Here is a 25440-nt window from a genome sequence, read left to right as displayed (position 1 = left end):
ACATTTCGAATACTCAATTGTAGAAGTAACCGTTCAAAAATCATAAAAACTATTAGCATTTAAAAAAAACTGACATGATTTTTATTAGATTTTTTTCACCGTGAAAGAATTAAAGCCCTTTTTCAAAAAATGATGTAGATATTTCTTATTTGATAGTCAAAAATAGAGAGAGATCGCTTAATTTTATACTCTGTAGTTCAGTAAATATCCATTCTTATATGCAGTCGGTAGATCAATTAAATCCTAAAGATTTTATTATTGTTAAAGGGGCAAAAGTAAACAACTTGAAAAGTGTTGATGTTGCCATCCCAAGAAATAGTTTTGTGGTAGTCACAGGTGTTTCTGGGTCTGGTAAATCATCATTGGCTTTTGATACACTCTTTGCGGAAGGCCAAAGAATGTATGTGGAAAGTCTAAGTTCCTATGCTCGTCAATTTTTAGGGAGAATGGAGAAACCGGAGGTAGAATACATCAGAGGTATCTGCCCTGCCATTGCTGTAGAACAGAAAGTTTCTACCAAAAACCCTAGATCTACAGTGGGTACTACCACTGAAATCTACGATTACCTCAAACTCCTTTTTGCTAGAATTGGTAAAACCTTCTCTCCTATTTCTGGGCAAGAAGTAGCTAAATCATCCGTTACCGATATTGTGAATTATATCTATTCCTTTGATGAAGGGAGCCGATTTATAGTATCGTGCCCACTTGGGTTACAAGAAGGAAGAGCCATTGATGTAGTATTGAAATTATTACTTCAGCAAGGTTTCACCAGAGTGATTATGAAGGGAGATATTGTATATATCGAAGAGCTTTTGGATCAATTGGATAAAGGTGAGAAGATTGTTTTGGATGACCTTGAAATGCTGATCGATAGAAATGCTGTAAAAAAAGGGGATGAAGAAAATCAATTCAGAATTGCAGATTCTGTTCAAACAGCATTATTTGAAGGTAGAGGAGAGTGTAAAATCGAATTTGTAAAAAGAGGTGAAGAGAGTATTATCAAAACATTCTCTGATAAATTTGAGGCTGATGGAATGCTTTTCGAAGAACCAAGTGTCAATTTATTCAGCTTCAATAACCCTTATGGAGCTTGTAAAAGATGTGAGGGTTTTGGTAAAGTATTGGGTATTGACGAAGATTTAGTGATTCCTGACAAATCACTTTCTATTGTTGATGATGCCATCATTCCTTGGAGAACAGAAACGATGAAAAAGTGGCTGAAACCTCTCTTAGATACTGCACACGAAACCAATTTCCCTATTTTCAGATCTTACAGTGAATTATCTGTTGATGAAAAAGACATCCTTTGGAAAGGAAAAGGGAAGTTTAAAGGCATCAATGCTTTCTTTGATCATTTAGAATCAAAGAAACATAAAATTCAGTACAGAGTAATGCTTTCTAGATACAGAGGTAGAACAACCTGTCCTGAATGTCATGGTTCAAGATTGAGAAAAGATGCTTCATATGTAAAAGTAGATGGCAAGTCTATTGTGGATGTTGTATTAATGCCAATTGCAGAAAGTGAAGTATTCTTCAATAACATACAGCTCAGCGAACATGATCATAAAATTGCGGACCGCTTATTGGCGGAAATCAAAAACCGCTTAAAATACATGAATAAAGTCGGGTTGGGATACCTTACACTCAATCGACTTACCTCAACGCTTTCGGGTGGTGAGTACCAACGTATCAAATTAGCCACTTCTCTGGGTAGTGCTTTGGTAGGTTCTATGTATATTCTAGATGAACCTAGTATTGGTCTTCATCCTAGAGATACTCAAAACCTGATTTCTGTTCTTTTAGAATTAAAGAAACTCGGCAATACAGTGATTGTAGTAGAGCATGAAGAAGAAGTAATGAAAGCCGCCGATCAGATCATTGACATTGGACCTGATGCCGGTACTTATGGGGGTGAATTACGTTTTCAAGGTACAATCCAAGAAGCAATAGAAAACCCAGACACCTCTCATACCACTCGTTATTTGAGTGGAAAAGCGACTATTCCAACTCCTGAAAAACGAAGAAAATGGAATGAGTACATTGAGATCAAAGGAGCAAGAGAAAACAATCTTAAAAATATAGATGTAAAATTCCCACTAGGAACAGTGACCTGTATTACGGGTGTTTCTGGATCAGGAAAATCTACATTGGTTAAAAAGTGCCTTACCCCAGCTTTATTAAGAGCGATGGGACAGCACACAGATGAAAAGCCAAAGGTTGACCAGATTGATGGTAATATTTCATCCATCAACAGAGTGGAATTTGTAGACCAAAATCCTATAGGTAAGTCTTCAAGATCCAACCCTGTTACTTATGTAAAAGCCTACGATGCCATCCGAGAGCTGTTCTCCAAACAAGAACTATCCACTCAAAGAGGCTATAAACCTGCCTTTTTCTCTTTCAATGTAGATGGAGGAAGGTGTGAAGCTTGTCAAGGTGAGGGAACAACAAAAATCGAGATGCAATTTATGGCGGATATTTATCTTCCATGTGAAAGTTGTAATGGAGATCGCTTCAAGAAGGAAATTCTGGATGTAAAATATAAGGAGAAAAGCATCTCTGACATTTTACGCATGAGTGTTGATGAAGCTGTAGAGTTTTTCAGTGATCAAAAGAAAATTATCCAACGTCTTCAACCATTACTTGATGTTGGTTTAGGATACGTTCAACTAGGACAGTCTTCTAATACGCTCAGTGGCGGTGAAGCACAAAGAGTAAAGTTGGCTTCTTTCCTAGCAAAAGGAACATTGAAGGAAAGTGAAAAAGTATTGTTTATCTTTGACGAACCTACAACAGGACTTCATTTCCATGATATCGATAAACTAATGAAATCTATTAATGCTCTGATTGACAAAGGGCATTCAGCCATCATCATTGAACACAATGTGGAAGTGATCAAAACGGCAGATTGGGTGATTGATATTGGACCTGAAGGTGGTAAAAATGGCGGTACTATTGTTTTTGAAGGAAAGCCTGACGAGCTGATCAAGATCAAAGATGGATACACTGCACAATACTTACAATCGGCAATGCAAAACGCTTAGCAAAGTACAACTATGAGCATGACAATTTATCTTATCAGACACACTACACCTGATATTGATGCTAACACAACACTTTACGGACAAACAGACTTAGATGTGGTAGACTCATTCGATAAGGAGGTGGAAACCATAAAAGAAACAATTGAGCACGTGCAATTCAATTCCGTGTATTATAGCCCTCTCAAAAGGTGTAAGGTGCTGGCTGAGACATTAAAGTGCGACATGAAAGTAAGTGAGCCAAGGCTTATGGAAATTTCCTATGGTGATTGGGAAATGAAAAAGTTTGTGGACATTAAAACTGAATTAGCACAATGGTCGAAAGAGTTTGATACAGTTGCAGCTCCCAATGGTGAATCTCTGGAACTTGTAGAGCAACGTTTGATTTCTTTCTGGAATGAAATCAATAACTATAAGGAAGGAGAGAAAATTGCCCTAGTAGCACATGGTGTTGTGATGAGAATTTTCCTTGCTCATTTTTTAGAAATGCCACTTAAAAACATTTTCAGACTTCAATTTAACTTTGGGAAAGTCATCAAGCTTTCATTAAACGAAGCAGGTCGTATCCACTTACATTTATAATTTTTTCATGAGTTTCGAAATCAATCTCCCTATTTTCGAAGGTCCTTTTGACCTTTTACTTTTCTTTATTCAAAGAGATGAATTGGACATTCATGATATTCCAATCTACAGTATTACCAATGATTTTATGGAATACATGGAAGAAATGGAAAGGTTGAATATCGAATTGGCAAGTGATTTTATTGTTGTGGCGGCTACTTTGATGAGAATTAAAGCCAAAATGCTTCTTCCTAGAGTAGAAAAAGATGAAGAAGGAAATGATATTGATCCAAGAGATGAGCTTGTCAAACACCTCTTGGAATACATGAAATACAAATCTGTACTTAATACGCTTGAAGAATGGGAAGCAGACATGCTTGACCGTGAAAAAAGAGGAAATATTCAATCAGAAGTACAGCAATTAGAAGAAGAAATTGGTGTCGAACAGGAACTGCAAGACATTGACCTTTTCAAACTACTCAAATTCTATCAAACTGCATTAAGAAAAGCAGAGGCGAGAGAAAATGCTCCCCGACATCAAGTGGTTCCTTATCCGTATTCTCAAGAGGAACGTCAAGATACTATTGTCAAAAGACTTGAAACACGAAAGGAGTTTTCATTTATGGAGCTAATTCAAGAAGATTTCAATAATGTGGCTATTGTCTTCAACTTTCTTGCTGTATTAGAATTACTTTCTCAAAATAAAATCACAATTGTGGTCCATGAAGGCTTCAATAATTTTGATATAAAACGATTAGAAGAGGAGGCCGCTTAATACAACTACAAAACCAAGTCGCTTGTCTCAGATTTGTACTTATCGTCAATAAAAAAAGGATTAATATAAGTTTTTTTCAAAATGTGATGCTCTTCACATATCGTTGGTTTGGAATAAAGTATCTTTATGCTTAAGTACCAAAGTTCCCTCGTGTTCATTTTGGGACTTACAAAATTTAAATTGCTACAAAATTATATTATGAAAAACCTACAAATTCTATCTCTATTACTCATCGGTATTTTACTAAGCTGTTCAAATGATGATGATAATGTTCAACCACCTGAAGACGATGATCCTGTTACTGCAACTTATAAAGTAACTTACCAAGGAACATGGTCAGCGAGTTCGCATCCAACAGACTACCCCAGCAATTCACATTTTTCAGGGGTAATTGGAATGGCCCACAATACAGATACAACCTTATTTAAAGAAAATACATTAGCCACCAATGGAATTAAAGTGATGGCGGAAACTGGAAGCAAAGCTCCTCTTACTACAGAAATTTTAGATATTATTTCTTCAGGAGAAGCAGATTTACTAATCAGTGAGGGTGGTTTATCTTCTGGAACTTCAAAAATTGAATTTGAGATTACAGTCAACAGTGATCATAGTTATGTCAGTTTAGTTTCGATGATTGCTCCAAGTCCAGACTGGTTTGTCGCGGTAGAAAATTTAAATCTTTATGAAAACGATGAATGGATTGATGATGTAACAATAGATCCAACACATTATGATTCAGGAACAGATGATGGTGAAACTTTCACCTCTCCTAATGCTCCCACTACACCAGCTGTAAATATCTTCAAAATCACTAAAGCTCCTTTGGGTAATGGAACTGAAATAACACCAGCAGTTGCCACTTTCAGATTTCAAAAAATATAAAAAAAGCATGTTTGTAACTTCCCTGTTGAATGAAGTTGCAAACATGCTCCCCTTTTTATTAGTACACAGCTTTATTGAACTGTATAACCTTTACCACTCATACAAGCCGTAAATGCTTTATTGAAATTATCCTTTAACGCCTTTTCCTGTTGAGCCGCCGTCTCATTATGATGAGCTTGTTCTGCTGCATCGCCATACACTTTTGCTCTTCTTCCTTTTAAACCTCCTACAACAGAACCTATCGCTGCACCTTTTCCTGCATCGCCTGCAATAGCACCGATTGCCGCTCCTGCAGCCGCACCACCTGCTGCACCTACAACCATCGAACCATCTGCCGAAGTATCTGCTTGTTTTGCTTCTATTTTTGTAGGGTTCATTGGGTCATAACCTGTCTGTTCAATAGCCCATTTGTAACAAGCCATTTCATCCGCATCTAAAGTAGCCTGATCTTGACCATCAGATGGAAAAACAAATAAACCTAAGCTTTTAGCAATGGAAGTATTGGACGCTGTCTGAGCATAGATATTGAAAGATGATAATACGATCAAATTGATAAAAAGAAGTAACTTTTTCATATTAGAATTGATTTGTCTTTTTTGAAAAATTATACTTTGTTGAACGACCAACATTTTTATAAGACTATCAAAATATGATTGAAGTATATCAAATTATCACTAAAGTAGTATGAACTCTAACTTTTTGACGATTCTAGCTTTTCCCATCCATCTCTTAGGTTTAAGTCTCTTTGAGGGAAAGGAATCTCAATTTGCTCTGCATTAAATCTTTTAAAGAGGGCGTAATAGACTTTACTTTTTAATAGATCCGGTTGAGAATAATAATGGACTGTCCACACATTTAAGGTAAAATTGATAGAACTGTCTCCCCATTCTGTAAAGATCAACTCTGGTTGAGGATGTTTTAAAACACCATGTACTTTTAATGCCTCTTCCACGGCTATTTTCTCTATTCTTTCAGGATCTTCTTTATAAGACACACCAATAGGAATCCTCAGTCTCACCGTTTTCTCATTATAACTCCAGTTGATCACATTGTTAGAGATAAAATGAGAATTGGGTACAATAACTGTAATATTATCATTTGTTCTAATTGTAGAAGACCTTGAAGAAATTTCAACTATTCTTCCCCTAACATCACCCACCTCTACCATATCACCAACTTTAATAGGCTGTTCAAATAAAATAATAATACCTGACAGAAAGTTATCTGCAATAGTCTGTAAACCAAAACCAATACCAACACCTAATGATGCAATCAAGACATGCAATGAACTCAAATCAATACCTGTACTTTGAATAATAATTGCACTTCCAACAATAGTAGAAGCATATCTTACTAATTTACCAATGTTATAGCTCAGAGATTCACTGACATGATATTTCAGTAAAATTTTATTGACAAGTAGGTCTCTTACCTTTTTGGAAAAATAAAAAACACAAACAAAAAGGAAGAGTACTTGAAAGACCGAAAACGGTGTGAAAGTTTTCCCTCCTATAACGAAGGAGTAATTAAAAATCTCAAGGATGCTGTCTATGATATGATTATTTGCGAACATGATCGTTTGAATTATCCGAAGAGTCTAGCTTTGAAAAATAGAATTAAGAAACTGAAAAGTAGTTTGCTTGAGTTCTAATATAAGCAGGGATCTAAAATTTTTAAAAAATTTTGCAACAAAAAAAGGCTATCGTTTCTGATAACCTTTTCTTCATATTATAGATATTTCTTTTAGTTAGATGTCAAAATCTTCTGATATCTTTCTGTATCGTTCAGTACTTTCACAGCTTCAATCACATCAACATCTGCATTGAAAGTAGATTCAATCTCACCTGCTTCCAAATAGTATCTTTTACAGATTTCAGCTTGCAAGACATCTTTAATCTCTGACTTGAATTTGATAACATCAGATTCTTTATTATGATATATTTTTTTCTTCAATGTCTCAATTTCCTCCTGAATATCATCATAGTATTTATCAGCCTTAGCACTTTCCTCCAGTTCCTCAACTGAAACTTCTACTTTGGTTTGATAACCATAATCTTTGTCTTTCAACCAAGCAATAAACTCATCAAATTCTGCATCTGATATTTCGAAGTCTCTAGCCGGGGCAATAGACTGATGTTCATGATGGTATTTTGTAGCATAATCGAAGATCAAGCCTTTCAAGATCAAACTGATCGAAATTTGTGCAAAATTGAAAGGCTGAACTTTAATATCTGGAGCAACTCCTCCTCCATCAAGCACTACTCTACCATTGGCAGTTGTAAACTGCTCTCTTAAAGAATCTGCAACCACAGTCGCTTCTCCTTCCTCATTTCTATGGCTGTAATCAATAGCTTGAATACATCTTCCACTTGGAATATAATATTTTGCTACCGTTACTTTCAATCTAGAATTGTAATCCAACGGGCGAGTAGCTTGCACCAAACCTTTACCGAAAGACCTTGATCCTAATAAAACACCTCTGTCATAATCTTGAATAGATCCTGAAACAATTTCTGCAGCAGAAGCACTTCCTCCATTAATCAAAACAGCAATTGGAATATCAGTATCTAAAGGAGCATTCATTGCTTTGTAAGTTTTATTCCAATCCTCAATTCGGCCTTTAGTATATACAACATCAGAACCTTTCGGTACAAATAAGTTGACAATATTTACAGCCTCGTTTAGTAAACCTCCAGGGTTTCCTCTTAAATCAAGAATCACTTTAGAAGCACCTCTATCTTTCAACTCCGTCAAAGCATCCCCAACTTCCTGACTTGCATTTCTTGTAAAATCAGTCAACTGAATCAACCCAATATTATCCGTCACCATTCCGTAATAAGGAACGTTGTTAATTTGAATTTTCTCTCTTTTCACAGGAACATCAAATGATTCCTCTTTTCCATACCTTTTGATGGTAAGCACTACTTCGCTTCCTGCCTGTCCTTTTAGATATTTACTAATTTCTTCCGTTCCTTTACCCTTCATTTCTTCTCCATCCACTCTTTCTATGATATCGCCAATTTGCAAACCGGCTTCATAAGCAGGGTATCCTTCATTTGGAAGCAATACTGTGATATTCCCTTTTCTATTACCTACCACTACTCCAAGACCACCATATTCACCAGTAGTCATAGTACGGTAATCTTCAATTTTATCTTCAGGAATATAGTTCGTATAGGGGTCTAAAGTAGCCAACATTGCTTCAATACCTGTGGTCATCATTTCAGATGGGTTCACATCATCCACATAATACGTATTAACCTCTTGATATAACTGAGCGAATATTTTCATATTCTTTGCTATTTCAAAGTAATGGTTACTAACCTTGTTACTTGAAAAAGAAAAGAAAAAAAGCGTTAGAAAACTAAGGCCAATAAATACAACAAACTTTTTTCTTTTATTCATATTATATGATTCTTTTTTGTACGGATAAGGGAAGATAGCAATAGCAGTAATATTTTGATTTTACTCTATCTCTCAAAAGTAAAACTTTATTACCAAAAATTTCACCAAATTAGGCAACTAATATAAGTTAAGAAATCTAGACTTATTTTCATATTTCTTTAAAAATTATTGCTCGATTAATTATATTTACGTTTCTTAACACTAATGTTCGCAGTGTTCTTGGTACTTTCTATTCAAATAGGCCAAAAAACTATCTTCAGACTTTTATGAAAACTTATACAAAACATATATTTTTTTCACTCGCTTTCAGTTTATTATTGCTATTTTCGAATCATCTTTATGCTCAAAGTGAAGGAAGTGTTTATTCAGTGACTGGCCGTGGTGGGGTAGGTACAACTTTCGTATCCGACTATCAAGCTATTGGCATCAACCCGGCCAATATTGCCATCAGAAAAAATTACAGAGACCCTAAGTTTACTTTCGGTCTGCTGGAAGGTAATGTTGCATTCAGTTCTGAAGCAATCAATACCAATGAGCTCCTCAGTGCTATTACAGATTTCAGAACTGAGCGTTTTGATCTGGCACAAAGAGAAGAGGCTATCAGTAAGTTCACGGATAAAAGCACAACAATTGATGCAAACGTGATGCTTTTTGGTTTCAGTTGGACAATGCCTAAGAAAATGGGTGGTCTAGCTTTTAGTATTAGGGACCGAATGAGTTCGTATACAGTAACTAATAGTTTTACTTCAGAATTAATGTTCATGGGTGCCGCTACTAGCTATTTCCCAAAACTAGTAATGGCAAATGGAGACATTATTGATAACCCAAGACATAATGGCACTGGTAATTTAACTGATGATCAATTGAATCAAGTGGTTAGTGGTACTTTTGAAAATATGGATGATGCTCAACCTTTTTCATCATTATTGGATGGTACTAAAATGAAATCTACTTGGATTCGTGAATTCAACATCTCTTACGGAGTTCAACTATTAGAAACCTATGATTTATCCATTTATGGAGGTGTTGGAGTCAGGTATTTGCAAGGTTTACTAATTATGGATTTTGATGTCAATCAAAATGGAGAATTTCAAAGCCCCATTTTCTCCTCTTCATTTGTGAATCCCATTGATGTATTGGTAGATGGTTTAAATGATCCTACGTTTGATGATAGACCTATGGCTCAAAAACTTGTTAATCCAAAACCGGCTGGCAGTGGCTTCGGTCTAGACGCAGGTATCACCTTTGTTATCAAAAGAAATCTTAAACTTGGCCTTGCTCTTAATAATTATGGAGAAATGAACTGGACAGGTCAAATCTATTCTGTAGATGATGTAACGTTAGGAGCAGTTCGTGGTCAAGGAGTTGATAATTATAACATCTTTGTTCAGAATGAAGGTACAGTACAACTTGCAGGTAGTAACAACCCATTAGATTGGCAAATATTAGACGAAAGTCAAAGAATCGAGTTACCTACGACTATCCGATTAGGTGCTAGTTATGAGTTCTTCAGATTAGTTCATTTAGGTGTTGACGTTATCATACCTCAAAATGATGCTCCAGGCAACTTACAAGAACCTCTCTATGCTATTGGCGGTGATTTCAAACCCTTCAAACTTTTATCATTCTCAACTGGTTTCAACTTTGGAGGTAATAATGATGTGTTTAAATTTCCTATTGGTGTGACTTATACTTCAAGAAAAGGTTTTTATGAATTAGGAGTATCAACTCATGATGTTCTTTCTTACTTCTCACTTTCTGGCAACTCAAGTACAATTTCAATAGCTGCGGCAGCGTTAAGATTTAAACTTTAAAGGCGTTTTTTTATATTCTGCATAGTTGATTTGGATGGAAAAAAAGTTCTTGCCCAATATTTGCAGTATGCCTAATTAAATTTTCCAGATTGTCATGAAGTTTCAATTTAAATATATTTTTTCCTTTCTATTACTCACGCTGTTCTTTCAGTTTCATTCTTTTGCACAGGTTGGCGTAAACATTGAAGAAGGAGAATTAACGAACAAACAAGAGATTCAACTCAACATAAATATTCCAGAAGCTTACAAGATGAAAATCAGTGAAAACTTCGATTTCAGTGATTGTGAGTGGATTGGATATCAGAAAACTTATTTCTGGACCTTATCTGAAGGAGATGGGGCTAAAGAAGTTTTCCTAAAGTTCCAATTGAAAAGTGGTGCTACTACTGACACTTTTGTAGGTTTTATTTATCTAGATACTAAACCTCCTTACAGGGGACGTGTAAACTTCTCTAGGGGTAACTATACAAAATACAGAAGTGTTGAAATTGACTTCAAATGTGAGGAAGCCACATGGATGAATATCAGTAATACGGGCGTTTTTAATAATGCAGATTGGAGACCCTTCAGAAAACACTTGAACACGTGGTTGCTTCCAGCAGGTGATGGAATCAAAAAAATCTACGTGAAATTTAAAGATGATGCTGGAAATGAAACCAAGGTCTACACTGACCATATCAAACTAGATACTAAAGCTCCAATTCCGCAATCCATTGACATTGTTGCCGACTATGCTGTTGTAGATAAAGAAACAGGAATTATGTATGTCAATTCTCATAACAGGCAGGTGGCCCTTGAAATGAGAGCAAAAGGTGCTGAATATATGAAAGTCAGTAATAGCCTTAATTTCTATGGTCAGAAATGGAGAAGATACAGAGATTTCATGGAAGATTGGCTGATGGAAGACGATGTGTATGAAGGTTACAAAAGAGTATACATCCGATTCAGGGATAAAGCAGGTAATGAATCTGGTTTAATTAATACAGCAATATACATTGATACAAAGCCTCCTATTAACCCAAGAATTGCAATTAACAACGGAGATGAATATACAAAATCAACCAATGTAAGTTTACAATTGCATGCTACTGATGCTGTTGAAATGCGACTTTCTAATGACAAGGGATTTCATACGGCTGGCGGATGGGAACCTTTCTCTAAAGTAAAAATGTGGACTTTGGCCGAAGGGGAAACTGGAGACCGTGAAGTATGGGTAAAATATAGAGACAGAGCAAAAAACCAGTCTCGACCTATTATGACAAAAATCCGCTACGACAAAGATCCTCCCACCAATGGGATGGTTCAGGTATTTGGAGATGGAAAAACAACTGATAATAAAATAAGAGCTAGAGTTAGAGCTAAAGATGCTCTAATGATGAAAGTAGCACTTGCCGAAAACTTTGAAAATGCACACTGGAGAGAATTTTCTACAGTTCCTTTTGATGTTTTTATTGGTAATAAAGCGGGGTATAGAGTATTGAAAGCACAGTTTAGAGACCGTGCAAGAAATGTATCTGAAATCTATGCCGACTCTATTTTCAAAGAGGTAAGACCTTTGAGTCCTAGAATTTCGATAGATAATAATCAAGAATATAATACAAGACAAGACGGCAAGGTTGAATTAAGCTTGTTCTGTCTCAATGCCACTCACATGAAAATTGGTGATGATGAATATCTTGAGAATTCAGAATGGCAAGAATATACCAATAAAGTAATTTATCATCTCAAAGAACCAGATGGAATAAAAACACTTTATGCAAAATTTAAATCTGAAACAGGAACCATCAGCCAAACTGTACACGATAAAATCAATTGGGATAAAACACCTCCGTTCAACTCCTCAATTGAATTAAAAGTATTACCAACGGAATCTCGTATTTACTATACAAAGGATTACATTGCTAAGGTAAAATCAGAAACCGCAGTGGCCATGCAAATCACAGAGGATTCTACTTTTTATACTGCCTCATGGATGCCTTATACAGAAATGCCATTCTTTTATGGTATGAGTGTGAAAGGTGGACCAATTGGCTACAGAACTTTATATGTTCGTTTTAAAGATTTTGCCGGCAACATTTCGGAGCCATTGGTAGAAAAACTTTATTTTGATGCCACTTCTCCTCAGGATCTTCATGTCAACATTAATGTACCTGATTTACCAGAACAAATTGCGGTACCTAGTCAGTTTACATTTATCAGAGATGTAGCACTAGATATGAAGTTTAAAGCAGATTCGGCTTATTACATGAGAATTTCTGATCACCCTTACTGGGAAGGTGCAGAGTGGCTTCCTTATGAAGAGGAATATAATTACCCTTTAATGGGAGATGAAGGTAAGAAGAGACTTTACATTCAGTTTAAAGATGATCATGACAATGTCACTCGTATCATCAAAAAAGATATTGTTTGGGATAGAGACCCTCCTTCTCAGCCTCAATTAATTGTAGATAAAGGACAACACTACACAAGAGCTAGCAATAGAGAAGTTATTTTGAATCCAATTTGTATGGGAGCTGACTTTATGGTGATTTCTAACAACCCTGACTTTTCTGATGGTTACTGGACGCATTACCGTTCAAGAGTAAGGTGGTTGCTCACTGAAGGAGATGGAGAAAAAACAATTTATGCCAAGTTCTATGATTATGCAGGTAATGAATCCTTCGAAACAAGAGGGCAAATTATTTTGGACAGAACGGTTCCAATGGCTACTGAAATCAGCATTAATGATGGTGCTCCTTCAACCAATGAGCTTGAAGTATCTCTTAAATTGAATGCTGAGAATGCTACAGAAATGATCATCTGTAATGATTATAGTTTTGCATCTCCTTCTACTTGGGAGCCTTTTAGACGCACTAAAAAATGGAAAATCAATAATCAGGATGGTGTTGCAAAGGTTTACTTTAAAGTGAAAAATCAAGCAGGAACAGTTTCAGAACCTATTTCTGCATCTATCATATTAGATACCAGCCACCCTATTTTACATCATATTGAATTCAATGACCGTGCAACAGGTACTGAATCATTGACGGTTACAGTCAAAACGAAAGTATCAGATGATACCGTAGAAATGCAGTTGTCTAATTCCAAAGACTTCTCTTCAGCACAATGGATCAATTATAAATCTGAAGTAAAATGGACATTAGCAGGAAGAGGCAGACAATATGTTTGGGTCAGATTCAAAGATGAAAATGGTAATATCAGTCAACCAATGAGTAAAGATATTGTCGTATTCGAAAACGTAAAATAATACATTAAAACCAACTAAATTCATGTGATCTTTGTTATATGGATTTAGTTATTTTTAGGTTTTACATTCATTATATAAATTAACAACAATCACAATTACAGCGTTTTAACAGATTAACATTAACATCATACACAATTTTTTCAATTCATAAAAGCTTCATTTTTGGTATAAATCGGAGAGATCTATTTCGTCTACTTTTGCCGACGTAAATAAAACCGATTAACAAATGAAGAAATTTTTATTCCTGATTTTTTTAACTTCAATTGGACTGACATCTTGGGCACAAAAAGGTACAATCTCTGGTACTGTGCTTGATGCTGATACAGGTGAAGAAATTATTGGAGCAAGTGTGATTATCAAAGGAACAAACACTGGTGCTTCCACTGACATTTATGGACAGTTCTCTTTTCTTGCTGAAGCTGGACAAAAAGAAATTCTTGCAACTTTTATTGGTTATAAAACCATCTCTCAATCTCTCAATGTAGTTGCAGGCCAAAACCATCAATTAAAATTTACTTTAGAGGTAGATGCACAAGAACTTGACGCTGTTGAGATTGTTGCAAAAGCCAATACTGAAAGTGCTGAGGCTTTGATGGTACAACGTAAAAACGCGGATGTCATGATTGAATCTATTGGTGCAGAAGAGATGTCTGTTAAGGGTGTTTCTGATGTAGAAGGAGCCATGACAAAAATGACGGGCGTTGCTAAAGTGAGAGGCAAAGGACTTTATGTAAGAGGTTTAGGAGACCGTTATAATATCGCCACTATGAATGGGCTACCTGTTCCATCTACCAATCCTGATTTAAAAGTTATCCCATTATCAATCTTCCCTACTGATTTAGTAAAAAATATTGGTGTATCAAAAACAGCAACTCCAGAATTATACGGAGACTTTGCTGGAGCAAACATTGATATCACTTTAAAAGATTACCCTGATGACGCTTTCTTTACAATTGGCATCTCAGGAGCTTACAATACTTTGGCCACATTTAATGATTTCAAAACACATAAAGATGGTCAATATGAAGCTTTAGGTTTTAATGGAAATGCCAGACAAAGACCTGAAGGAGGCGTACCGACTATCACTCCAAACGGAGAACCTGGCGCTTATAATACATCATGGTCCCCAACTACTAGCAATGCACCGCTAAATATTGGATTGAATGCTTCTGGCGGAAAATCTTGGAATATTGGAGATGAAAGCGTATTTGGTATTATTGGGTCGTTAGCTCACAGTAACAAATATGAATATAGAGACGGTCGTTTTGCTGCATATAATGCACAAGCTACTCCTTATGTAGATTATGACCGTGAAGAATGGATCTACTCTACCAATACTTCTGCATTGCTGAACTTAACCTTCGAAGTGAATAATAAACATAAGTTTAAACTGAATAATATTGTTGTCAATGAATCTTTCAACTCTGTTGATGAGAACTATGGTTATAATAATGACTTAGATACTGAAACTTTATTTGCTAGAAGAAACACTTATCTACAGAATACAATCTTCGTAAATCAGTTCTCAGGTGATCACAAGTTTATGGAAAATGACCGATTACACTTTACATGGGGTGTTTCAAGAACGGCAACCATCTCACAAGAACCTGACCGAAGACAATTATTATTCTCGGATAAATCTGTAGATGGTAAAGAAGTCAACTTATTCTCAAGAAATGCATTTGACAATCACCGTTACTGGGGTGAAATGAACGAGGTAGAATATGCTGCGAGAACAGACGTTTCCATTGGTCTAGGTGCTTTGGATAATGCAAATGATGGCTTTAGAAGCACTTTGAGATTTGGATATCAGATGAAATCAAAAAACAGAGAGTTCGAATGGTTCCAAACGAACATCAGATCAAGCAGTGCTGTGGTGAGAGGAATTAATTCTGAAGACCCGAATGCAAGAATCAATGAGTGGATTCAGAACGAAACGATCTTCTACTCTCCTTTTACGATCCCAAATAATTATTTCCAAGCTAAAATGGATGTTCACTCCTTCTACACTGGATATGATTATGATATCATGCCAAACAAATTAAAAATGAATGTGGGTGTAAGGACTGAAATTGGTGAACAATATGTCAAATACAAAATGCAAGGTGATTTGATTGCTGATCCATACAGAGAGGACGCTTATGAATCAGTAGAATTCTTACCTTCTTTCAACTTGAAATATTCTTTGGATGAAAGATCAAATATGAGGTTCGCTGCAAGTAAAACAATTACAAGACCTGGTATGAGAGAGTTAATTCCTTTTGAATATCAAACTGTAGTTGGTGGTGAAGCCATTATTGGTAATCCTAACTTGAAAAATGCTCAGAATTATAACGTGGATTTGAAGTACGAGATCTTCCCTAATTCAGGAGAATTATTCTCAGTAGGTTTATTTGGTAAATACTTGGATAATCCAATTGAGAAAGTAGCTAGACCATCTGCCGGTAACGTTTATTCTTTCGACAATATCGGTACTGCAACAGTAGCAGGTATTGAAATTGAATTTGAAAAATCATTAGGTTTTATCATCAACAACGGTTCTGAAGCTTTAAGAAATACTACAATTGGAATGAACGGTACTTTTATGTACTCTCAAATGACAATTGGTGATGACATCAATACAATTGTAACAAATAGACAAAGAGCTTTACAAGGAGCGTCTCCTTACATTGTCAATGCCAACGTAGGTTATCAACAAGACTGGAATAATGGCAATATCCACTCCATCTTCACCTTAACTTATACCACATTTGGTGACAGAATATTTGCTGCTGGAGCAATGGGAGCTGGTGATATTTATGAGAAATCATTCGGTACATTAGACCTTATCGTAAGAAATAAAATCAAGGATGCATTAAGCTTTAATGTATCAGCTAAAAACTTATTAAATCCATCTATCGAACGTTATCAAAAATTCGAAGGTGGTACAACAAAGCAAGTTTCGGCCTATAAACTGGGGATGGAACTAGGTGTAGGTCTTTCTTACACATTCTAATTAAAATCAATTTTCAATTCATTTTTTCTAAAACCTTTCAATCAAATGAAAAACTTAGTACAAAAATTCGCAGCTATTTCAATGTTAGCTTCTGTTCTTGTCGCTTGTAACAACAACGACGAAACTACTGAAGGACCTTCACAAAGTGATGGAGAAATCCTTGCAGCAAAATTAACAGAGCAACAGCCTATCGCTATCGATGGTTCAGCTACAGGATGGACTCCAGGTGATTGGGCTGTAGATGTGAATTACCCAGGTACTGACGTTTCTGATGTAACTGCAGACAATGCAGACGGAACTCTTCCTAGAAACATCAATTCTGATCTAACATTAGAAGAAAACTCTACTTGGATCTTAGCAGGTGGTGTTCACGTTAGAAATGGTGCTACACTGACTATCGAGCCAGGTGTAAGAGTAGTAGACCTTGAAGGTGAAGATGTAGCTTACCTAATGGTTGAGCAAGGTGGTAAAATTGAAGCAAACGGTACTGCGGAAAATATGATTGTATTCACTTCTCAAGATCAAGTTCCTGGTTCATGGGGTGGTATCATCATCAATGGATATGCTCCTATCAACGTAGAGGGTGGCAAGGCGCATCCAGAAGTAGGTACTGGTATTGACGGTGAAGAGTTATGGTACGGTGGAGACAATCCTAGCGATGACTCTGGTTCATTATCATACATCCGTTTAGAGTTTGGTGGTAACGAAATCACTACTGACAAAGAGCACAATGGTTTTACATTCAACGGTGTTGGTAATCAAACTGAATGTCATCACTTACAAGCTCACAAAGGTGATGATGATGGATTTGAGTGGTTTGGTGGTACTGCAAACGCTTCTTTCTTAGTGTCTACAGACAATAAAGATGATCAATTTGACTGGACTGAAGGTTGGACTGGTACTTTAGAAAATGCTTATGCTCACGTAGCTGAAGGTTGTGACCGTGGTTTCGAAGGTGACAATAACTCACAAAACCACGAGGCAACTCCTTACTCTCACCCTACTCTGAAGAACATCACAGTGATTGCTGAAGAGAATGGTTCTGATTCACAAGGTTTCAAAATCCGTGTAGGTTCTAAAGTAACGATGGAGAACGTAATCGTGAAAGGTTTCCCTACAGGTGTTTCTATCGAGCATGATGTAACATTAGAGCACGTGGACAACACTTACAACGGTGATGCTGATGATTTCAAAGTTACAAACTTAAACGTATCTGAATCATTAGAAAAAGATATCGAATACAAAGCTTCGAGACAATAATTAGCTTTGGTTTAACATAAATCCCAAGAGCCTTTACTGTTTAATTAAAGTAAAGGCTCTTCATAAAAATCATATCAAATTTTTGGAACTCAATAACACTCATAAAACCTATTTTCTATTATCAAAGAAAGTTAAGCGTACGGCTATTTTTATTTACAATTCTTCATTTTAGTAATAAGCTGTACAAATAGATAGAGTTGAGAGATCTATCTACTATTAACTGTTCCAAAATCACATTATCAATAAAACCCCTTCTTGTAATTATACAGTAAGAGGGGGCTTTTTTATACTGTGTGTAAAGTCCTAAAATAGATTGATTGAATTGATTCAAATATGCTCTAATCCAAATCCTTCAAAGAATAAATATCCCCCCCTTCTTATAGTTACATAATGTTATAAGAAGGGAATATTTATTTGTTTTATTCCAATAAATAATATAAATTAAAGAATATTCAATTAACGTCAATTTTACCCTAATTCAATGATCCAACAAGTCAATACGTTCATGTCCAATTTGCTAATGCTTTTTTTACTATCCTTTTTACTGGAATATTTAATAGTTGAATCAAGCGAACTTACCTTATCAGGTTTTACAATAAGAGCAATGATTATAACGGTAATATACGGCATCGTGTATCTACCATTGTCAAAAAAGTATTTATAAAAAAAACACTCACTTCCTTTTACAGAAGTGAGTGTTTTCATTTTAGATTCAAACGAGCTTATGCGTTAGCTTGTTTTTTTTCATATTCTTGCCAAGCTAAAGCTGAAGAACCTAAGATTGCTGTGTTGTCACCTTCTAAGTTAGAAACTACTAATTTAGTTTTACCTTTGAAGATATGTAAGCAATTTTCCTCCATAGCTGTACGAGTTGGTTCAGTGATGTAATTACCAGCACTTGCTAAACCACCAAACAATACAATAGCTTCAGGGCTAAAGATTGCAATTGTATCTGCTAAAGCTTTACCTAAAATCTCACCAGTTACTTCAAATGCTTCTTTTGCTAATTCGTCACCAGCCTCAGCCGCATCGAAGATATCTTTTGCTGTCAACTCCTCAAACGTCTTGTCAGCTAAAGAACTTGTACCATTGCTGTCTGCTAATAATTCAAACATAGTACGTTTGATACCTGTAGCAGAAACATAAGTTTCTAAACAACCTCTACGGCCACAACCACAGATACGTCCATTTTCTACTACATTGATGTGTCCTAGCTCACCAGCAAAACCATCATGACCGTATAATAAGTCACCGTTTACGATGATACCACTACCCAAACCAGTACCTAAAGTAACTACAACGAAGTTTTTCATTCCTTGTGCTACACCAAATTTCATTTCACCTAAAGCGGCTGCGTTTGCATCATTAGTGATAGCAACAGGAACTTTGAAGTGCTCTTCCATTAAGTCAGCAATCGCAACTTCTTTTCCCCAACCCTTAAGGTTAACTGCTTCTTCAATTTTACCATTGTAGTAGTTGGCATTTGGAGCACCGATTCCAACTGCAACCATTTCTACATCACCTGCTTCTTCTTTTAATTTATCTACAGTAGAAAATACGTTCGATAAGAAGTTAGCAAACGGCTCATCTGCACCTGTAGGGATGTGAGTACTAGCCAAACATCTACCGTGTTTGTCTACAAAACCAATTTTTGTATTCGTACCTCCTACGTCAATACCTAAAGTTACGGTCGTCATGATTTAATATATATTTTGAAAAAGTGTTTGTTTGATTTTACCAAATTCAATTGAGTTGGCTAATTACAATAAAGAAATTTAATTAAGAAATGATTTTCATTACAAAATGTAAACGGGAATTAAAAAAACTTTAAAATATTAAATCTAATTTGGAAAGTGGATCTATAATATTTTGTATGACTCCAATGGTGTTTTTGCTGACCACTTGAGTTGAAGAATAATAAAAATCATCATCATAATGAGGCTGATCATAGTATTATTTACAGTCCTTTATTTATTTTTGCAACCGATACCGATTACTTATATATAACTACTCTTCGTTTTCAAGATTACCTGTTTATTAATTTACTTTACTATTCAACATTATTACCATAAACTGTTTTAACAGACAAATACAGTTCGAAATGAAAAGATTAATTTGTTGATTGATGGAATGAAATCGAAGAAATCGATAGTATTTATTATAATCTCGCAATTTTTATTTTAAACCAATAGCTATGTCAATTCAGGACAAAAAACAGATCGTCTTAACATTAGATGCCGGTGGAACTAATTTTGTATTTTCTGCGATGCAAGGTGGAAAAATGATTGTAGATCCATACAGACTACCTTCAAATGGAGACAACCTAGAACAAAGTTTACAAAATATTTTAGAGGGCTTCAATCACGTGATCAAAGCATTGGGTGATCGTAAGCCTGAGGCAATTAGTTTTGCATTCCCTGGTCCTGCTGATTACCCTAACGGTATTATTGGTGATTTGAATAACCTGCCAGGTTACAGAGGCGGAGTGGCACTTGGACCAATGTTACAGCATCACTTTGGTATTCCTGCATTTATCAACAATGATGGCGACCTTTATGCTTACGGTGAAGCTATTGGCGGTTTATTGCCTGAAATGAACGCTATGCTTGAAGCCAATGGAAGCGAAAAAAGATATAAAAATATTATTGGAATCACTTTAGGTACTGGCCTTGGTGGAGGTATTGTCAGCAACGGCAATCTTCATATTGGTGACAACAGTATGGGTGGTGAAATTTGGTTGATGCCTTCAAAAGTATTAGATCATATCAATGCAGAGGAAGCTTCTTGTATCCGTGCCGTTCAAAAATTCTATAAAGACTATTCAGGTGTTGACAATGCTGAATTAACGCCAAAAGATATTTTTGAAATTGCTAAAGGTGAGCAAGAAGGTGATAAAGCAAGTGCTCAAAAAGCATTTGACACTTTAGGTGAAAACCTTGGTGATGTTTTATGTACTTTAGGTACTACAATCGATGCATTGGTTGTTATTGGTGGTGGTCTTTCTGGTGCTTCAGAATTATTTATGCCTGCTGTACTGAAAGAAATGCGTTCTAAATACAACCATGGAGAAGATAGACTTGTTGCTGAAGTGTTTGACCTTACAAATGAGGAAGAGAAAACTAACTTCGTGAAGAATAATCAACACGAAATCAAAGTTCCTTTCACTGATCATGTTGTGATGTATGATGCTTCGCCGAAAATTGGTGTAGGTGTTTCTAAAATCGGAACAAGTGAGGCAATTTCATTAGGTGCTTATGCATATGCAGTAAGTCAGCTTGAAAAGTAAAAATTGAAGGCTGAATACAGTTGAAGAAGTGAAATAATTATTCATTCATTTTTACAACTTATTTTATATCAAAGCCTTAAACGTCTAATAATTAGATATATAATTACACTATTGTCATAACTAATTGTACTATCTCAATAAAGAGAAACTTTTAGATTGGTGACAATAGTGTATTTTTTTGAACTTTAGTAAATTAGCTTTCGAAGACAAATAAAGTAGCACTTGACAATTGTTCAAGTCCTTAATAACCACAAAATAATCGAAACAAAAACTTGTCCTTTTCAGTATTTAAATTGTCTTCAATAAAACAATAACTAATTTTCTATTTCAAACTCAATAAGTTATGGAATTACTTGCATGTGTTTTCGTGCTTGCAGTCGTTTTTATGGGTTCATACAGACTGTTAGCAAAATCGAATTAATTTTACCCCTTAATTATTTATTCACTCCCTTAAACAGATTAAATTTCTAGTTTGTACCTTTGCTGAAAAATTAATTTAAAGATACATCAATGCGTACAAGATTTGCTCCAACACCCAGCGGTTTCCTTCATATTGGAAACGCATTCTCTTTTATCCTCACATGGATTTTAGCTCGACAAGAAGATGGAGAAATACTATTACGTATTGATGATATCGACAGTACACGAACTAGAGACGAGTACATTGAAGATATATTCAGGTCGATCGAATGGCTTGGATTAGACTACGACAATGGTCCTTTCAGTGTAGACGATTTCCACAAAAACTGGTCACAAAAAATTAGAAATCACCGTTATACATCCGCTTTTGAAAAACTGAAGGATAACGGTGATTTATTTGCATGTCAATGTTCTAGAAAACAAATTCTTGAAACTTCTCCTTCAGGAATTTACACTGGTACGTGCAGAGACTTAAACCTGCCTTTTGACACTCCCGAAACTGCCATTAGGGTAACAACTTCTGATGTTCCAATATTACTTGAAGACCTTTTTATAGGTGATATTGCTCTCAATCTGAATGAGGTAATGAAGGATTTTGTGATCAGAAGAAAAGACGGTATCTATGCTTATCAATTGGCTTCTTTGATTGATGACATCGATGACAGTATCGACTTTATTGTGAGAGGTGAAGATTTAGTAGAATCTACAATTGCTCAGACTTTCTTAGCTAACAAATTAGAGATTGATGCATTTGAAGATATCGAATTTCTACACCACCCTCTTCTTGTGGATGAGAACGGCCAAAAATTATCAAAATCTTCTGGTGCTGATTCTATCAAAAACCTAAGAGAAGAAGGTATGACTCCTCAAGAAATTTATAGTCAATTTGCTGAATTTTATTTGGGAGAAGAAACACACATAGAATCTTTAGATCAGCTTTTAGAGATCAATTTCTTAGGGTCTGAAGACGATTTCGAAGAAGAATAGTCACTACTCACAACACTGAACAAACTCATTTAATAGAGAATGATAGTTATTGATTTTTAATAACGGTGGTCATCACATTTATGTTAATAAAAAAGTAATTTTGGATATCAGTAAGTTACAATAGCCCCTATTAGCAATCACTAATATTAGGACCAATGAACCGTAATGCATTTACTACTATGTAAGTGCCTGATCACTACAAGATTTACTACAATAACAATTCATCAACATGAAAAACATTTTCAGTTCTCGAAAAGGAAATGTAGTTACCATCTACTTACCAAACCAATGCTTGAATGAACTATCAAATGATAATACCATACAAATCATCAATGAAATTAATGTGATCAATGATGATGCTACTGTTGATATGGTAATATTTAGAACTATTCAAGAAAACTTCTTCCTAAAGCAATCTAGAAATGGTGATGATAAATTCATCATAGAAAGTGAATATTTTATTTCTCTAAAAGAAAAGGTCCAGAACATGAGACCAATGACCGTCTGTGTCGTGGAAGGAACAACCAATACAATAGGATCTGAATTTATTAAGGCAAGCGACCTTTCTTACGCTACAGAAGAAGCAATTTTTGCCAATGGGTTTGACATCAAAAATCAGAACCTTGAACAGTTTTCTGCACAAAAAGCAGAGGACCTTGGAATGATTACACGCTACATTCCTTCTGATAAAATTGATATCACTTTAGATTACCTGCTTCATACTTATGAATAATCCGATTGATGATTAGAAAAAGTATCGATATCAGGGAATTATGCTATCAATTTTATAAAAAATACAGAAAAAGTTTCAAATCTATCAAAACGAATTCTTAAATCGTTTTTTCCTCTACAAACTACTCCTTATTTTTGCAGTCGGTTTAGTGGCTTCTCATGCCTTATGATTTGACAAGTCCCTATATTCAAGAGAATTCAATATAAAAAAAGACATAAAATGCTTAGAACGCATAACTGCGGAGAACTCCGTGAAGGCCATATTGGGCAAAAGGTGACATTAAGCGGATGGGCGCAAGCTGTCCGTGATAAAGGTGGTTTAATCTGGATCGACATCCGTGACCGTTACGGTATCACTCAGTTGTTGATCGAAGATGATGGTAATGCAGCTGCAGCACTATTGGAAACTGCTCGTAAAGTAGGTCGTGAATATGTATTACAAGCTACTGGTGAAGTAATCGAAAGAGCGGCTAAAAACCCTAATATCCCAACTGGTAATATTGAGTTGCGTTTAAGCGATTTGGAAATTTTGAATGAGGCACAAACTCCTCCTTTCAAAATTGAAGATGAAACTGATGGTGGCGACGAGCTACGTATGAAGTATCGTTACTTGGACATCCGTCGTAATCCTGTTCGTGAGAAATTAGTATTACGTCACAAGATTGCTCAAGAGGTAAGAAGATATTTATCAGATCAAGATTTCATTGAAGTTGAAACTCCTGTTTTGATCAAATCTACTCCAGAGGGTGCTCGTGACTTCTTGGTACCATCAAGAATGAACCCAGGTGAATTTTATGCTTTGCCTCAATCACCTCAAACATTTAAGCAATTATTGATGGTCGGTGGTATGGACCGCTACTTCCAAATTGTAAAATGTTTCCGTGATGAAGATTTACGTGCTGACCGTCAGCCTGAGTTTACTCAAATTGACTGTGAAATGGCATTCGTTGATCGTGAGGACATCATCAACAACTTCGAAGGAATGATGCGTCACCTTTTCAAAATGGTGAAAGGTATCGAACTTCCTGAATTTCCAAGAATGGAGTATGCTGACGCTATGCGTGACTACGGTTCGGATAAGCCTGATACTCGTTTCGAAATGAAATTCGTGGACTTAAACGATGTTGCTCAAAACAAAGGCTTCAAAGTATTTGATTCAGCGGAAATCGTTTTAGGTATTTGTGCGAAAGGTTGTGCTTCATACACTCGTAAGCAAGTGGATGAGTTAACGAAGTGGGTACAACGTCCTCAAATCGGAGCAAAAGGTTTAGTTTATGTGAAGTGTAACGAAGATGGTTCATTCAAATCTTCTGTAGATAAATTCTACTCACAAGACGACTTGAAAGCATGGGCTGAAAAAGCAGGTGCTGAAGCAGGTGACTTGTTATTAGTATTATCAGGTGAGTTGGACACTACGCGTAAGCAAATGTGTGAGCTTCGTTTAGAAATGGGTGAGCGCTTAGGTTTAAGAAACCGTCAAGAATTCTCTCCACTTTGGGTTGTGAACTTCCCAATGTTCGAAAAAGACGAGGAAACTGGTCATTACCACGCAATGCACCACCCATTCACATCAGTACTTCCAGAAGATGCTGAAATCTTGAAAACGGACCGTTACAATGCTCGTGCAAACGCGTATGACATGGTCATCAACGGTGTTGAAGTTGGTGGTGGTTCTATCCGTATCCACGACAAATCAGATCAAGCAGACATGTTCGACGCTTTAGGATTCACTCCAGAAGAAGCACAAGAGCAGTTTGGTTTCTTAATGAACGCTTTCGAATACGGTGCACCTCCTCACGGTGGTATCGCCTTAGGTTTCGACCGCCTTTGTTCATTATTTGGTGGTGTGGATTCTATCCGTGACTTCATCGCATTCCCGAAAAACACTTCAGGTAGAGATGTAATGATCGAATCGCCATCAGTTGCTGATGCTCAACAATTGAAAGACTTAAGTATCCAATTGGATATCAAAGAATAGATTTTTAGACGATACCGTTTAAAAGAATCAGCCAATCTGCATTATTGTAGGTTGGCT

16 protein-coding genes are annotated in these 25440 nt (G+C 36.0%); 12 read left to right on the top strand and 4 right to left on the bottom strand.

Annotation, left to right across the window (positions count from 1 at the left end):
- Nucleotides 1-218 precede the first annotated feature (218 nt).
- The 4 genes from uvrA (at nt 219) to AVL50_RS26095 (ending at nt 5259) form a co-directional block, all read left to right on the top strand.
- A complete protein-coding gene (uvrA, locus tag AVL50_RS26110) occupies nt 219-3044 on the top strand; it encodes an excinuclease ABC subunit UvrA (protein WP_062619957.1) in 2826 nt (941 codons plus the stop codon).
- 18 nt (nt 3045-3062) lie between these two features.
- Nucleotides 3063-3623, top strand: a complete 561-nt coding sequence (cobC, locus tag AVL50_RS26105) for an alpha-ribazole phosphatase family protein (protein WP_062619955.1) — start codon at nt 3063-3065, stop codon at nt 3621-3623.
- A gap of 7 nt (nt 3624-3630) precedes the next feature.
- Complete coding sequence (locus AVL50_RS26100; RefSeq protein ID WP_172826919.1) at nt 3631-4377, top strand: ScpA family protein; 747 nt, start codon at nt 3631-3633, stop codon at nt 4375-4377.
- A gap of 198 nt (nt 4378-4575) precedes the next feature.
- On the top strand, nt 4576-5259 hold the full coding sequence (locus AVL50_RS26095) for a spondin domain-containing protein (RefSeq protein ID WP_172826918.1): 684 nt from the start codon (nt 4576-4578) through the stop codon (nt 5257-5259).
- A gap of 71 nt (nt 5260-5330) precedes the next feature.
- Here AVL50_RS26095 and AVL50_RS26090 read toward each other — a convergent pair whose 3' ends face one another.
- From AVL50_RS26090 to AVL50_RS26080, 3 genes are all read right to left on the bottom strand, one after another.
- Nucleotides 5331-5834, bottom strand: a complete 504-nt coding sequence (locus tag AVL50_RS26090; RefSeq protein ID WP_062620043.1) for a glycine zipper family protein — start codon at nt 5832-5834, stop codon at nt 5331-5333.
- 116 nt (nt 5835-5950) lie between these two features.
- Nucleotides 5951-6832 carry a mechanosensitive ion channel family protein gene (locus AVL50_RS26085; RefSeq protein ID WP_062619951.1) on the bottom strand — a complete coding sequence of 294 codons (882 nt, stop codon included), beginning with the start codon at nt 6830-6832 and terminating at the stop codon, nt 5951-5953.
- Between the two features lie 170 nt (nt 6833-7002).
- Entirely contained in the window at nt 7003-8550 is a 1548-nt protein-coding gene (locus AVL50_RS26080; protein ID WP_371259058.1) for a S41 family peptidase, read from the bottom strand.
- Between the two features lie 380 nt (nt 8551-8930).
- Here AVL50_RS26080 and AVL50_RS26075 point away from each other — a divergent pair, with 380 nt between their 5' ends.
- From AVL50_RS26075 to AVL50_RS26060, 4 genes are all read left to right on the top strand, one after another.
- Nucleotides 8931-10478: a DUF5723 family protein gene (locus AVL50_RS26075; protein ID WP_062619947.1), complete on the top strand. Its 1548-nt coding sequence runs from the start codon at nt 8931-8933 to the stop codon at nt 10476-10478.
- Between the two features lie 94 nt (nt 10479-10572).
- Nucleotides 10573-13725 carry a hypothetical protein gene (locus AVL50_RS26070; protein WP_062619945.1) on the top strand — a complete coding sequence of 1051 codons (3153 nt, stop codon included), beginning with the start codon at nt 10573-10575 and terminating at the stop codon, nt 13723-13725.
- 226 nt (nt 13726-13951) lie between these two features.
- Nucleotides 13952-16720, top strand: a complete 2769-nt coding sequence (locus tag AVL50_RS26065; RefSeq protein ID WP_062619944.1) for a TonB-dependent receptor — start codon at nt 13952-13954, stop codon at nt 16718-16720.
- Between the two features lie 45 nt (nt 16721-16765).
- Entirely contained in the window at nt 16766-17980 is a 1215-nt protein-coding gene (locus AVL50_RS26060) for a hypothetical protein (RefSeq protein WP_062619942.1), read from the top strand.
- Between the two features lie 722 nt (nt 17981-18702).
- Here the strand turns inward: AVL50_RS26060 and AVL50_RS26055 are convergent.
- Nucleotides 18703-19677 (bottom strand): ROK family protein, encoded by a 975-nt coding sequence (locus tag AVL50_RS26055; RefSeq protein WP_062619940.1) that lies wholly within the window; start codon nt 19675-19677, stop codon nt 18703-18705.
- A gap of 497 nt (nt 19678-20174) precedes the next feature.
- Here AVL50_RS26055 and AVL50_RS26050 point away from each other — a divergent pair, with 497 nt between their 5' ends.
- The 4 genes from AVL50_RS26050 (at nt 20175) to aspS (ending at nt 25383) form a co-directional block, all read left to right on the top strand.
- On the top strand, nt 20175-21266 hold the full coding sequence (locus tag AVL50_RS26050) for an ROK family protein (RefSeq protein ID WP_062619938.1): 1092 nt from the start codon (nt 20175-20177) through the stop codon (nt 21264-21266).
- A 510-nt stretch (nt 21267-21776) separates the two neighbouring features.
- Nucleotides 21777-22673 carry a glutamate--tRNA ligase family protein gene (locus AVL50_RS26045; RefSeq protein WP_062619936.1) on the top strand — a complete coding sequence of 299 codons (897 nt, stop codon included), beginning with the start codon at nt 21777-21779 and terminating at the stop codon, nt 22671-22673.
- 229 nt (nt 22674-22902) lie between these two features.
- Complete coding sequence (locus tag AVL50_RS26040) at nt 22903-23406, top strand: hypothetical protein (protein ID WP_062619934.1); 504 nt, start codon at nt 22903-22905, stop codon at nt 23404-23406.
- A gap of 219 nt (nt 23407-23625) precedes the next feature.
- A complete protein-coding gene (aspS, locus tag AVL50_RS26035) occupies nt 23626-25383 on the top strand; it encodes an aspartate--tRNA ligase (protein ID WP_062619932.1) in 1758 nt (585 codons plus the stop codon).
- Nucleotides 25384-25440: the final 57 nt, after the last annotated feature.

Origin of the sequence: Flammeovirga sp. SJP92, assembly GCF_001583495.1 — a bacterium.
Taxonomy (GTDB): domain Bacteria; phylum Bacteroidota; class Bacteroidia; order Cytophagales; family Flammeovirgaceae; genus Flammeovirga.
Note: the sequence above shows the minus strand (reverse complement) of the source record. Positions and strands in the feature narration are given on the sequence as shown.

Coding starts and splice junctions, on each gene's coding strand:
- AVL50_RS26095 (WP_172826918.1), top strand. CDS start 4,576: ATGAAAAACCTACAAATTCTATCTCTATTACTCATCGGTATTTTACTA.
- aspS (WP_062619932.1), top strand. CDS start 23,626: ATGCTTAGAACGCATAACTGCGGAGAACTCCGTGAAGGCCATATTGGG.
- AVL50_RS26100 (WP_172826919.1), top strand. CDS start 3,631: ATGAGTTTCGAAATCAATCTCCCTATTTTCGAAGGTCCTTTTGACCTT.
- cobC (WP_062619955.1), top strand. CDS start 3,063: ATGACAATTTATCTTATCAGACACACTACACCTGATATTGATGCTAAC.
- AVL50_RS26040 (WP_062619934.1), top strand. CDS start 22,903: ATGAAAAACATTTTCAGTTCTCGAAAAGGAAATGTAGTTACCATCTAC.
- AVL50_RS26065 (WP_062619944.1), top strand. CDS start 13,952: ATGAAGAAATTTTTATTCCTGATTTTTTTAACTTCAATTGGACTGACA.
- AVL50_RS26080 (WP_371259058.1), bottom strand. CDS start 8,550: ATGAAAATATTCGCTCAGTTATATCAAGAGGTTAATACGTATTATGTG.
- AVL50_RS26060 (WP_062619942.1), top strand. CDS start 16,766: ATGAAAAACTTAGTACAAAAATTCGCAGCTATTTCAATGTTAGCTTCT.
- uvrA (WP_062619957.1), top strand. CDS start 219: ATGCAGTCGGTAGATCAATTAAATCCTAAAGATTTTATTATTGTTAAA.
- AVL50_RS26055 (WP_062619940.1), bottom strand. CDS start 19,677: ATGACGACCGTAACTTTAGGTATTGACGTAGGAGGTACGAATACAAAA.
- AVL50_RS26045 (WP_062619936.1), top strand. CDS start 21,777: ATGCGTACAAGATTTGCTCCAACACCCAGCGGTTTCCTTCATATTGGA.
- AVL50_RS26090 (WP_062620043.1), bottom strand. CDS start 5,834: ATGAAAAAGTTACTTCTTTTTATCAATTTGATCGTATTATCATCTTTC.
- AVL50_RS26070 (WP_062619945.1), top strand. CDS start 10,573: ATGAAGTTTCAATTTAAATATATTTTTTCCTTTCTATTACTCACGCTG.
- AVL50_RS26050 (WP_062619938.1), top strand. CDS start 20,175: ATGTCAATTCAGGACAAAAAACAGATCGTCTTAACATTAGATGCCGGT.
- AVL50_RS26085 (WP_062619951.1), bottom strand. CDS start 6,832: ATGTTCGCAAATAATCATATCATAGACAGCATCCTTGAGATTTTTAAT.
- AVL50_RS26075 (WP_062619947.1), top strand. CDS start 8,931: ATGAAAACTTATACAAAACATATATTTTTTTCACTCGCTTTCAGTTTA.